Source organism: Flavobacterium aquicola, from assembly GCF_003385115.1.
Classification (GTDB): Bacteria; Bacteroidota; Bacteroidia; order Flavobacteriales; family Flavobacteriaceae; genus Flavobacterium; species Flavobacterium aquicola.
This window is the reverse complement of sequence record NZ_QUNI01000002.1, coordinates 283,053-294,832: the sequence shown is the minus strand read 5'-3', so window position 1 is coordinate 294,832 and position 11,780 is coordinate 283,053. Positions and strand designations below refer to the sequence as shown.

The window sequence follows — 11,780 nt, the reverse complement described above, 5'->3', positions numbered from 1 at the left end:
TAATTGTTGATTGGTTGGTCAGTCCTCGATAATAAAAAAATCCTTCGGAATTATATTCGGAGGGATTTTTTTATTATTTTGACTGCTAACACGCAATTATAATGTGAGCCAAAGCTTTTTTTAGTCACTTTTGCCAATGATTCATTAGTTATAGAAAATTTTTTAAAAAAAAGTTTTGTGTGTAACGCATAGTAAATGAAACAATTAAAAAGTTCCTTTAAAAAGAGGTGTAAATTTTCTAAAAATACACTTGCATAACCAAAAAAGGTTCTTATATTTGCACTCGCAATCAGGAAATGATAGCGACATACTGGAGAAATGGCAGAGCGGTCGAATGCGGCAGTCTTGAAAACTGTTGACTGTAACAGGTCCGGGGGTTCGAATCCCTCTTTCTCCGCAAAAGCTCGAAAACAAAGGAAAAACAAGATTTTCAAAGTTTTCAAAAAAAGCTTAAAAAAGCGGTAAACCCTGCAAATCTAATGATTTGCAGGGTTTTTTATTTTATACTCGTTTTCAATATTTATAAAAATGCACAAAATTTATGTGGCACAATCGTGGCGCATTTTAAAAACTTGCTAGTGCGCCACAAATTTCTTATCTAAGCCTTATATTCAAAGGGGTTAAGAGCGTTTACATCTTGTTAAAATGAGGTTATAATTCTACATTTACTAATCTAATAAGTTGAATTATGCTAGAGAACAGCTTTGGGTTGATTTTCTTTTTGAAAGCACCCAGAAATGAGAGTAAAATTAGAAGTGTTTATTTTAGAATAACCGTTGACGGTATTCCGAAAGAAGCATCTACCAGAAGGCAATGGGACGTTGAGCGCTGGAACCAGAAAATTGAAAGAGCAGTCGGCACCAAAGAAGATGCAAAATCTCTGAACTTTTTCTTGGATTCGCTAATGATGAAAATTCACGAAATAAAAACGGAAATTTTATATAGCGGTAAACCTATAACTTCGAAGAAAATTATGGATCATATTATGGGTAAAATAACACCCAGAACGACAGTGTTGAAAGAATTCCAAATACACAATGATGAAATGAAAGCTCTTCTGGGTAATGGATATTCAGAAGCAACCTTAGAGAGGTTCAATATTACTAAAAACCATGTAACTGCTTTTATAAAATTCAAACACAAAGCTGATGATTTTGAATTTATTGATTTAAATCTTGAATTTGTAAAGGACTTTGAGTTTTACCTACGTACTGTCCGAAAATGTGCAAATAACACCACTCTTAAATACATTGCCAACTTCAAAAAAATTGTCATCCGTGCCATTGATAAAGAAATTATTGCAAAAGATCCTTTTACAAGTTTTAAAAGCAGAAAAACTAAAATCATAAAAAAGCCTATTTCTGCAAATGATTTAGCTAAACTAGAAAAACATGATTTTCTCATTGAGAGACTTGATACCGTGCGGGATATTTTTGTTTTCCAATGTTACACAGGTCTGGCTTACATTGATGCATATCAGCTAAAAAATGCTGACATTAAAGATGGTGTTGACGGCAATCAGTGGATTATGTCTGAAAGACAAAAAACGAACTCTTCGACTAATGTACCATTGCTTCCTAAGGCACTTAATATCATTGAAAAATACAAAGAACATCCATTATGTCTTAAACGAGGCACTATACTTCCTGTTGTCTCCAATCAAAAAATGAACGCATATCTTAAAGAAATTGCTGTATTATGCGGTTTTCCATTTACACTAAATACACATATGGCTCGCAGGACATTTGGCAGTACTATAACATTAAATAATAATGTACCTATTAACGTAGTAAAAGAAATGCTTGGGCACTCTTCTGTAAAGCAGACCGAAAGCTACGCCATTACAGAACAAGCTTCGATAGGCCGAGAAATGTCTGTACTTACTAAAAAGCTTAACTCTGAAAAAACTGAGATGACCCAGCAAGATTCTGCTTTGCTATGCAGACTTGAAAAAGAAATCCAAATAATAAAAGAGAAGTATAAAATTGCTTAGTCTTGCCCATAAGAACAAAAAAGAGGTTAACTCATGTACTGAGATAACCTCTTTAAAGTAACTCAACTTCGCTTTTACATCTTGGATGATAGGAAGGTTTATATCTTATGTACCCTAAATTTTGAAGCTCTTTAAAGTATTTGTGATAAGTAGGCAGTGTTTTTATATGTGAAAGATGCATAATTCTGCTACGGCTGACTTTTATCTTAGACCACTCATTTTGCTTGTGTCCCAAGATCAAAATTGCGGTTAAAATCATCAGGTGCCACACATTCAGCTTTGAATCATTTATGTAAATAGACAAATAATCTATAAGCAGTTTTTCATTTAGTTTATCCGTTTGTTTCATCTTTAAACAACTTTAGAATATCTTCTCTGTTATAATAATACGACCCTAGAACTTTTTTAAATCGGACCTTCTGAGTCATTCTAAGATTCTGTATTGTACCTGCCGATATATCCAATAGTTTTCTAACTGCTTTGCTTTTTAACCATTCACCTTCTGCTGTTTCAGCTTTACCATGACTCTCTTTAATTATACTTCGCATACTATCCAATAATAACAAACCAAACTGTCTTAAATCTTCTTTAGTTATAATTTCTTCCATAAAATGCTTATTTACTTATTATAGATCATTTTTTAGTAACAATTGCTTTTTTAAAGCACATTGATATAACCAAAGTACTATAGTAATAGAAGATAAATCGACCTACCGTTTTGAATGGTGTTTTTTGGCTGTGATTGGCTTTTTTCAGATGCAGAAAACAACATATTTTCTGAGTTGATAGGTAATAAGTTTGCTTACCTCCTGATCAAGCTAGAGATAAATTCAATTTGGAATTCATAGCATCTGATATGATGGAAAGTCCTATTTTTTAAGATATTTTTTTTTCAAATTCCTCAGTCAGAGTTATGATTCTTTGACACAATACCGCCATATCAGTCGTCTGTTTTTCCAATTTGTATAAAAAAGCAGATGCCTTTTTGTCGGAAAAACGGCTATACAATAGTTTAACAACCTGATTATAATTAACCCCAATTGAACGGAACTGGCTATAAAATGAGGTGAGACGCATATAATAATCCATTGTTGCTTTATCAATCTTTACTGTCTTTATGGTTTTCTGAAAAACACAGGCTGTAATGAAGTGAGCCATCACATGCATCCCTGATGTCTCAAAAAGAGTCAGGAACCGGGCATTTTCTTCAGCAGTAAGACTAATTGAGTAGCGATGAACAGCAGGATCATTTTTTAAAGGCCTGCCACCTTTGTGCAAATTGATTTTTTCGGTATGATCCATATAACTAAATATTATTGTTTAAAGAATTCTAAAATCAATAATACATTATTATCTATGGCAAGCATGAAATGCGGATCACTTGGAGCTAAGAGGAAGTACTTGTCACATGATACCAATTTAAAGATTCACAATTAAGACAACTTCAGACAAATAAAGCTACCTAAGGACACTAAGCCAGAGCAGGCCATTTTCAGAATTACTTTTTCTGAAAATATAAAATTATGCTCTGCAAAGAAACCGTTACTAAGGAGATGTGGGAACTTCTCCAAAGGCTTATGAAAGACGAAAAACTAAAAGACTACATATTGGTCGGCGGTACGGCATTAGCCTTGAGATTAGGACACCGCCTATCAATAGATATAGATCTTTTCACAACAAAAGATTTTGATTCGCTGATGATGCTCAAATATCTACATGACACTTATGGTGCAAATCTGAAAGAAAGCAGACTTTCACAGAACACTGTTCTTACGCACATAGATGACATTAAGATAGATCTTATTACTCACAATTACCCTCTTCTTAATTCTGTAGAAGAAACTGAAGGAGTCCGCATGATTTCCAATGAAGACATTGGAGCAATGAAACTCCACGCAATTCATCAAAGCGGTGACAGATACAAGGATTTTGTCGATATGTACTTTATGCTTGAACAAGAACCCTTAAAATTCTACCTTCAAGCATATCAGAAAAAATATGATAAAGACCCGTACTGGGCTTCAATAGGTCTTAACACATATGACAAGATTACCACATTTGAAGGCGTGGATATGCTAAAAGAAAAACAGCAAAACTGGAAAAATATCCAAAAACGGCTGGAACTGGCGGTAAAGAATCAATTATATAAATTTAAATCAGAAAGAGAGGATTTACCAATTAATCCCAATAAAAAGAGAGGATTTCGTAGGTAATACACTTAAAAAAGATTATCTTTAATAGTTACAAATTTTAAAAAAAATGAAGCCATTAACTAAACATATACCCAATCTTAACCCTAAATTCTTCTGGGATTTTAAATTTGATAAGATTGATTGGGATGGGGGATATAAAATGGTAATTGGCCGTATTGTTGAGCGTGGAGGTCAGGATCAAATTGACGAAATTGTACGTTTTTATGGGCGTGAAAAAGTAATTAGAACTGTCCGTGATGAGATTTCCTTTCTTCCGAACTATGCAATTGAAGATGCCTTGAAATTCTTTCCTGAACTCGAAAAGGAAGAGATGTATTGCTATCTAAACCGTAAAGACAAACCATATCACTGGATTTAGCTTTACTTTAAAAAATGTTTTAAAAACCGAATTGTTTTTCTTTTTTAGTTTATTGGCTCTACTAAGACTACATCCCTAAGCGGGGTTTTCCAGACTTACGTATTACCTCTTCATTACTATGTTCCCCCTTGAGATCCACAGATTGATTTGTACGCTGTCTCAGCGATTCTTTTTCCATTGGAGTTAAATTATTATTTCCGATGTTGTCTATATTACGGAAAACCGTTTTTACAGGTCCCATTATATCCACTGGCTTCTGGGGCTTCTCTGTCGGTTTCTTTTCACTTTCCTTAATTTTAATGACCAGCAGTTTATCCAAAAGCTTGCCCAATCCTGTACTTGTAGGGTTTTTAAGCTGTCTGAGAAAATTAGAAAAGAAATTGGTAAAAATGTTTCCGCCTCTGTCTATCTGCACAAATGGAGTTTTTAACCTCTTATTATTTTTTTTAATTTCCTTGTTTTTTTTCTCCTCAGGTTTTAGAGACGTCGGTTTTTTATTTTTCTTCTGCGTTTTGTCTTTCTGTTTATCTTTTTTCATGACCTTGATTTTTATGGCAAAAGGTAATTATTAAAGCTTTTATAGTATTTATTCAGGTACTTTAATGTCTTGGTTGGCAGTATAAGTCAGGTTTGAATTATCTTAGGGCTTTATTTTATATTCCACCCAAAAAAAATAATAAAAAGAAACCGAAGTTATGACGGGATTCTCATGCAAACCAATAGACTACGGCATAATGTTTTGCTCGTCCCTCACAAACCACCCTTCGGGACTTATTCCGTTTCCTTTTGGTTTGCATGAATCCCGTCAAGTGAAATTGCTTTCTTTTTCTTTTTTACGGTTTTTCAGTTTTCTTTTAAAAATATATTTTTTCTTGGTTTCTGCACAGGTTCAATTGTACTTTTGAGGTTTGGCAGAAATATATCTGTAAAAATCTAAGCTTTTATAGTAAAGCATTTTTATAGTTTTATGCTTTTACAGTTTTATTGTTTTAAAAGCATTTATGCTTAAAGGTTCTCTTTTACAAAATATGCAGGATTATAAAAGGCTTTTACACCTGCATTCCTGCCTGTCTGCATTCTTGAATTCAAGAATGCAGACAGGCAGGAAAACTTGAATTCTGGGATTCTGGAATGCCAGCATGCAGGTATGCCAACATACCTGCATGCTTACATACCTACATACTTGCATGCAAGAGTTCCTGAGTACTTGTCTGCCTGATTGCCTGCATACATCCATAAATAGGGATATATAAGCTAATTATTGAGTCAGTATTCCTGAGACTTTAAGAAAAACACAACTATATGATGGGGCTGTTCTATATAATCCTGGATCCCAAATAATTTCTGAAACAAATTACTCTATAACACTACAATAAAAAAAGGGCATCAAGCCCTTTCAATAAATCCATTCCAATAATATTACCACAAAGGTAATGGCAAGTTGTGTTTTGAGATGCTTGAAATGAATTCAGCATCTCAAAACCACTTGCCCTTGCAGGGGCTGGAAAACACCTCCGAAGTCGGCGTTTTATTAAATTTATAAATGGAATCATGTTAATTGAAAATATGATTGTTTGTCATTTATTATACTTTTATCTTACTTTCTAGAATCTGGAGGAAATAATATGCTTATTTCATTTAACAGTTCAAATTCATCTATTGGAAATAACTGCAGAGCAATACCCAGTATAAGTCCAACGTCAATTGACTGATTTTTTACCGTACTAGGAACTTCTGCTCCCTCCTGATCCAGAGCCACAATACATAATTTCAACAGATTTCTAATAATAGAAGCGAGTTCATAATAATCATAGACTCTTATTTTTGCAGTATGAATCCCGCTTTTATCCTTCACAGGCTTCAAAGCACTGAGATAGTTAGCAGTCAGTTCTTTAAATTTTTCTAGTCTTTCAATTTCATCTATTTCCATGATCTTTATTTTTAAATTGATTAATTATATCAAATAACAATGGGTCAATCTTGTTCAGAATTCAATAACCCGCCTTCAATAACCAAATTATGTAATTCATCCATTAGCTTCTCAACTATAGTATTCATCTGATCTACCTTTTCTTTGTTGAGCTTTGATAAATCATGACGAAGGTTCATGTGTCTATCTAAATAAGGAAAGAAATCTGTCCAGAACTGCTCTATTAAATAATTATATTTTCGCATGTTGGAATCTGCATATAGACACAACTGCCATAATGTTTGATTAGATAAATAATTAGGCAGGTAATAAGTCTTGCAAAAAATATATGTTCTACAAAAAGACATAAAAAACAATGTAAAAAGGGAATCAAGACCTTGGTAGTTTTCTTTAATACCTTCGACTATTTTAAAAAATTGCATGGCTGTATCTTTGGCTGGCTTATAATAAAAATGTAGATCAGCGTGAGAAGGATTGTGTGGAATCTCCCAATGAAATTCAGGAAGGTATTCGCTGGATGAATATATCAGATATTTGTTTTGTATTATTTTGGAAAAGAAACTTTGATGCTGATACAGGCTATTTTGAATCCAGCTACGATTATGGCTTATCAAAACGAAATCATATTTTCCTTCCATTTTGCTTTTTAGAGATTGATTGATTAATTTTAATTTATCATTTCCCGCTCCTACAGCTATAAGCATTAAATAATAAGTCGTTTTATCATGATTAGCGATTTGATGATATAAGTATATTTGTTCGGCTTCAACCGATTTTAATATGGTCTCTATAGTAATATCAATAATTTCATCTTTTGCTACATTATCATTCAGATATAAAACTTCCTGCTTTTCAAAACATCTTTTTTTTATTAATTTCTTTAATTCGCCAAAGCGTTTTTCAATCATGCAGTAGAGATTTTGTTCAGCAATACCAAGGGCTTCATACATTTCATTTTTATGTATTACATCATCATCAGTAGTTGCTTCTTTTGCTTTTGCAAACAGATCAGCAAGATAATATTTGCTTCGACTATTTTTCACAAAGCATTTTTGAATCTCGGGAATGTATTGAATTAGATTATTGATACTTTCATTTAAATCCAGTGAAGTGGAGGTACTTCCTGAATATAATTCTTCTAAATATTCAAGATCGTGCACAATTAATCTTTCATACGATGTAAACACACTTTTTGAGGCACCTTCTGAAATAAGATTTTTGACTTGTGATTTGTAAAGATCGTGGTCGTGATAAAAGCATTCTGCAAAGACATTAAATTTTTTACTATACTTCTTCCAACTTCTTTTAATAATGAGCGGATTTACAGAGTCTTCATTTTGGTAGATAAGAGCCGAAGGCTGACAGTAAAATTCAATAAATGGATGTCCAAAAGAAAATCGATGATGAAGTCTACCTGAATAAATGAAATAGACATTGATCTGATAACGATCTCTAACTTTTGTTATCCATTTTTTCTGTTGTAGCTGTTCAGCATCTATCTTTTCACAGATATTAATTACAAGATGTGAGTTTAAGGAAGGAGGTTCTTGTTTGGTGAAAAATATCTGAACGATAGTATACTGATTAACTAATTGTCCCAAGATATTTTCTAAAAACTCGTTTTCGAGTTTTGGATATGAAAGTTTTTTTGAAGTTTTCATAATTTTGCTGTTTTAGTTAAAACTTATCCGAAAAGTTGTATTTTTGTTTAATACACAGCAAGTAAGCAATAGATTGTACCGTACCGAACTAATGGGAATTGTATCTTACAAATGCGATCTTGTATTTTACTAAAAGTGAATTTTCTAAAGTTTTTTAAATACCTTTGAACTATGGACACAGCAACAAAATCAAAACATATTGGAAGAAATATCAGCCGAATTAGAGAGCTTAGAGGTATGAAACAAGAAGCACTTGCTGTTGCAATTGGCGTGAGTCAGCAGTCTGTTTCTAACATTGAAGGAAGTGAAACAGTAGATGAAGAAAAACTAAAAGCAATTGCCGAAGTATTAGGTGTTACCAGTGAAGCGATAAAAAGTTTTTCTGAAGAAGCCGTATTAAATATTATTGGAAACACTTATCATGTAGATAATTCTTCCGCCGTAAATTATGGTTGTACATTTAATCCTTTAGACAAATTAGTAGAAGCTTACGAGGAAAACAAAAAACTTTACGAACGTTTAGTTCAAGCCGAGAAAGATAAGGTCGAATATTTGGAAAAATTACTAAAAGGGAAATAGCCCTATCATGATATATTAATTCACAAAAGAGACTTTCGAGTCTCTTTTTTTTTAAAATATTATTATAAGAAAAAACAAAAGACTTAATAAACCAAAAGTCAATTCAAAATATGTTTTATATATCAACAAATTAAAATAAGAGGCAAACAAATTTAAAAATAATTTATTTACATCTCTTTTATTTTCTAATTGTAGATATCGATTTATTATAGTATGTTTGGATGTTTTGTGCATAAATACACCCTTTTGAAAAACGAAAAACATACTCGCAAAGAAATCATTGACCATCGCCTTAAACAAGCTGGATGGAATGTTAATGATCGTTTACAAGTAATAGAGGAATTCAATATTCAAGTTTCTTTACCTCATGAAGTTAATGAGCCTAGAACTAAATATGAAGGGCATCAGTTTAGTGATTATGTTTTATTAGGTAAAGATGGTCAACCACTTGCAGTTATAGAAGCCAAAAAATCACTTGTAGACGCAAATATCGGAAAAGAACAAGCCAAACAGTATTGCTATAATATTCAAAATGAAAAAGGTGGTGAATTACCTTTTTGTTTTTTTACAAATGGACATGATATTTTCTTTTGGGACTTAGGAAATTATCCTCCAAAGAAAGTACATGGTTTTCCGACTCGGGATGATTTAGAACGATATAAATATATTAGAAAAAATCGAAAACCATTAGTAACAGAATTAATCAATTCCAATATTGCAGGAAGAGATTATCAAGTTCAAGCTATCCGTTCTGTGATGGAAGGAATAGACAGGAGGAAAAGAACATTCCTTTTAGTAATGGCAACTGGTACGGGTAAAACCAGAACTACAATTGCAATGGTTGATGCCTTAATGAAAGCTGGCTGGGTCGAAAGAGTTCTGTTTTTAGTTGATCGTATTGCATTAAGAAACCAAGCCTTAGAAGCATTTAAGGAATATTTGCCAAACGAACCGGCTTGGCCAAAAATTGGCGAAAAATCAATTGCAAAAGATAGACGGATTTATACTTCGACCTATCCAACTATGTTAAACATTATTAGGGACAAAGACAATTCTTTATCTCCTTATTTTTTCGATTTGATTGTGGTAGATGAAAGTCATCGTTCTATTTACAACACTTATCAAGAAGTTTTAGACTACTTCAATACAATTACACTAGGCTTGACTGCTACGCCAACAGATGTAATTGACCACAATACTTTTAAACTTTTTGAATGTGAAGATGGAATACCAACTTTTGCTTACTCCTATGAGGAAGCAGTAAACAATATTCCTTCATACCTCTGTGATTTTCAGGTAATGAAAATTCAAACGAAATTTCAAGAAGAAGGAATAAGTAAAAGAACCATAAGCCTTGAAGACCAAAAACAATTAATCTTAGAAGGTAAAGAAGTTGCAGAAATAAATTTTGAAGGGACCGACTTAGAAAAAAAGGTAATTAACAAGGGAACTAACGTGACCATTGTTAAAGAGTTTATGGAGGAATGCATTAAAGACCCGAACGGTGTTCTCCCAGGTAAAACAATTTTCTTTTGCGCTACGAAAGCCCACGCAAGACGAATTGAAGCTATTTTCGATTCTCTTTATCCTGAATACACTGGTGAATTGGCAAAAGTAATGGTATCAGATGATCCAAGAGTTTACGGTAAAGGTGGATTGTTACATCAGTTTACACATAATGACATGCCACGTATTGCAATTAGTGTGGATATGTTGGATACGGGAATTGATGTTCGCGAATTAGTAAATCTAGTATTTGTAAAACCTGTTTTTTCTTATACTAAGTTTTGGCAAATGATTGGTCGAGGAACTAGATTATTAGAAAGAACCAAAATAAAACCTTGGTGTCCTGAGAAAGATATTTTCTTAATTATGGACTGCTGGGACAATTTCGAATACTTCAAACTGAATCCTAAGGGAAAAGAGTTAAAAGCTCAAATCCCGCTACCTGTCCGCTTTGCTGGTATTCGAATAGACAAGATTGAAAAGGCATTAGAAAAAAACAAAACCGAAATTGCTCAAAAAGAAATTGAAAAGCTACGTACACAAATTTCTGAACTTCCAACAAAATCAGTAGTAATTCAAGATTCAAGAACTGATTTAGCAAAAGCAAAAGAAGATAATTTTTGGTCTCATTTAACTTATGAAAAATTTGATTTTTTACGCCATACAATAAAACCATTATTTAGAACAGTATCTCAAACTGATTTCAAAGCGATGCGATTTCAAAAAGATGTATTAGAGGTTTCACTAACTCATTTGTCTGAAGAAAATGAAAAGTTTGAAATTTTAAAAGAAAACATCATTACTATCGTAAGTGAGTTACCTTTGTCGATAAATATAGTCGCAAAGCATACTTCATTTCTCAAACAAATTTTAACGAATCATTACTGGTCAATTATAACTGATAATGGTTTTGACGAACTATCTGAAATAATTTCACCACTAATTAAATTCAGAGAACAACGCTTTCAATCAGATGGTCCTGCAAAGCTGAATTTGCAAGATGTTTTGAAAACAAAAGAAATGGTTGAGTTTGGCCCACGAAACGAAGCAGTAAGTATTACAAAATATCGTGAAATGGTAGAAGAAAAAATTGCTGAACTCACAGAACGCAACCCAATTTTACAGAGACTAAAATCAGGTATTACAATTTCAGAAGAAGAAGCCCAACAACTGGCTGAAGAACTTTATGAAGAAGATCCTCATATTACAGAGTCTCTTTTACGAAAAGTATATAAACATCAGAGAGCAAAGTTTATTCAATTTATCAAACATATCTTAGGAATTGAAATATTAGAAAGTTTTGATGAACAGGTAAGTAAAGCAGTTCAGCAATTTATTGTTGAACATACAAATTTAACTTCCAGACAAATAGAATTCTTAAACCTATTAAAAAATTATATTATTGAAAGAGGTATAATTGAAAAAAGAGATTTGATACAGGCTCCATTTACAATAATACACCCGAAAGGTATTCGGGGGATTTTTTCACCTTCCGAGATACAAGACATTTTAACACTAACAGAAACATTCGCAGCATAAA

Annotated in this window: 11 protein-coding genes and 1 tRNA gene; 6 read left to right on the top strand and 6 right to left on the bottom strand. The window is 32.7% G+C overall.

Going from position 1 to position 11,780, the window contains the following annotated elements:
* Positions 1-312 precede the first annotated feature (312 nt).
* Positions 313-397: transfer RNA gene (locus C8P67_RS03805), tRNA-Ser, on the top strand.
* A gap of 291 nt (positions 398-688) precedes the next feature.
* Positions 689-1,993: a site-specific integrase gene (locus tag C8P67_RS03800; protein WP_115810565.1), complete on the top strand. Its 1,305-nt coding sequence runs from the start codon at positions 689-691 to the stop codon at positions 1,991-1,993.
* A gap of 52 nt (positions 1,994-2,045) precedes the next feature.
* On the opposite strand, the gene C8P67_RS03795 is transcribed toward C8P67_RS03800, so the two are convergent.
* The 3 genes from C8P67_RS03795 to mobA form a co-directional block, all read right to left on the bottom strand.
* Positions 2,046-2,342, bottom strand: a complete 297-nt coding sequence (locus C8P67_RS03795) for a hypothetical protein (protein ID WP_115810563.1) — start codon at positions 2,340-2,342, stop codon at positions 2,046-2,048.
* Positions 2,326-2,601, bottom strand: a complete 276-nt coding sequence (locus C8P67_RS03790; RefSeq protein WP_115810561.1) for a MerR family transcriptional regulator — start codon at positions 2,599-2,601, stop codon at positions 2,326-2,328. Before C8P67_RS03790 ends, C8P67_RS03795 begins: the two co-directional genes overlap by 17 nt.
* 268 nt (positions 2,602-2,869) lie before the next feature.
* Positions 2,870-3,295 (bottom strand): conjugal transfer protein MobA, encoded by a 426-nt coding sequence (gene mobA / locus C8P67_RS03785; protein ID WP_115810559.1) that lies wholly within the window; start codon positions 3,293-3,295, stop codon positions 2,870-2,872.
* 221 nt (positions 3,296-3,516) lie between these two features.
* Between mobA and C8P67_RS03780 the strand changes: the two genes are divergently transcribed.
* Entirely contained in the window at positions 3,517-4,206 is a 690-nt protein-coding gene (locus C8P67_RS03780; protein ID WP_115810557.1) for a nucleotidyl transferase AbiEii/AbiGii toxin family protein, read from the top strand.
* Between the two features lie 46 nt (positions 4,207-4,252).
* Positions 4,253-4,564, top strand: a complete 312-nt coding sequence (locus C8P67_RS03775; protein WP_115810555.1) for a DUF6922 domain-containing protein — start codon at positions 4,253-4,255, stop codon at positions 4,562-4,564.
* 67 nt (positions 4,565-4,631) lie between these two features.
* On the opposite strand, the gene C8P67_RS03770 is transcribed toward C8P67_RS03775, so the two are convergent.
* The 3 genes from C8P67_RS03770 to C8P67_RS03760 form a co-directional block, all read right to left on the bottom strand.
* Positions 4,632-5,102, bottom strand: coding sequence for a hypothetical protein (locus tag C8P67_RS03770; RefSeq protein ID WP_115810553.1), 471 nt, complete (start codon positions 5,100-5,102; stop codon positions 4,632-4,634).
* Between the two features lie 1,059 nt (positions 5,103-6,161).
* The gene (locus C8P67_RS03765) at positions 6,162-6,494 is read right to left on the bottom strand and encodes a hypothetical protein (RefSeq protein WP_115810551.1); all 333 of its coding nucleotides are present in this window, start codon (positions 6,492-6,494) and stop codon (positions 6,162-6,164) included.
* Between the two features lie 44 nt (positions 6,495-6,538).
* Entirely contained in the window at positions 6,539-8,155 is a 1,617-nt protein-coding gene (locus C8P67_RS03760) for a hypothetical protein (protein WP_115810549.1), read from the bottom strand.
* 171 nt (positions 8,156-8,326) lie between these two features.
* Between C8P67_RS03760 and C8P67_RS03755 the strand changes: the two genes are divergently transcribed.
* Positions 8,327-8,734: a helix-turn-helix domain-containing protein gene (locus C8P67_RS03755; RefSeq protein ID WP_115810547.1), complete on the top strand. Its 408-nt coding sequence runs from the start codon at positions 8,327-8,329 to the stop codon at positions 8,732-8,734.
* A 246-nt stretch (positions 8,735-8,980) separates the two neighbouring features.
* Positions 8,981-11,779 (top strand): type I restriction endonuclease subunit R, encoded by a 2,799-nt coding sequence (locus tag C8P67_RS03750; protein WP_115811043.1) that lies wholly within the window; start codon positions 8,981-8,983, stop codon positions 11,777-11,779.
* Position 11,780 lies beyond the last annotated feature (1 nt).

What these genes read in the sequence shown, in the direction of transcription:
- C8P67_RS03800 (WP_115810565.1), top strand. Translation starts at nt 689, where the DNA reads ATGCTAGAGAACAGCTTTGGGTTGATTTTCTTTTTGAAAGCACCCAGA.
- C8P67_RS03770 (WP_115810553.1), bottom strand. Translation starts at nt 5,102, where the DNA reads ATGAAAAAAGATAAACAGAAAGACAAAACGCAGAAGAAAAATAAAAAA.
- mobA (WP_115810559.1), bottom strand. Translation starts at nt 3,295, where the DNA reads ATGGATCATACCGAAAAAATCAATTTGCACAAAGGTGGCAGGCCTTTA.
- C8P67_RS03795 (WP_115810563.1), bottom strand. Translation starts at nt 2,342, where the DNA reads ATGAAACAAACGGATAAACTAAATGAAAAACTGCTTATAGATTATTTG.
- C8P67_RS03780 (WP_115810557.1), top strand. Translation starts at nt 3,517, where the DNA reads ATGCTCTGCAAAGAAACCGTTACTAAGGAGATGTGGGAACTTCTCCAA.
- C8P67_RS03765 (WP_115810551.1), bottom strand. Translation starts at nt 6,494, where the DNA reads ATGGAAATAGATGAAATTGAAAGACTAGAAAAATTTAAAGAACTGACT.
- C8P67_RS03760 (WP_115810549.1), bottom strand. Translation starts at nt 8,155, where the DNA reads ATGAAAACTTCAAAAAAACTTTCATATCCAAAACTCGAAAACGAGTTT.
- C8P67_RS03790 (WP_115810561.1), bottom strand. Translation starts at nt 2,601, where the DNA reads ATGGAAGAAATTATAACTAAAGAAGATTTAAGACAGTTTGGTTTGTTA.
- C8P67_RS03755 (WP_115810547.1), top strand. Translation starts at nt 8,327, where the DNA reads ATGGACACAGCAACAAAATCAAAACATATTGGAAGAAATATCAGCCGA.
- C8P67_RS03775 (WP_115810555.1), top strand. Translation starts at nt 4,253, where the DNA reads ATGAAGCCATTAACTAAACATATACCCAATCTTAACCCTAAATTCTTC.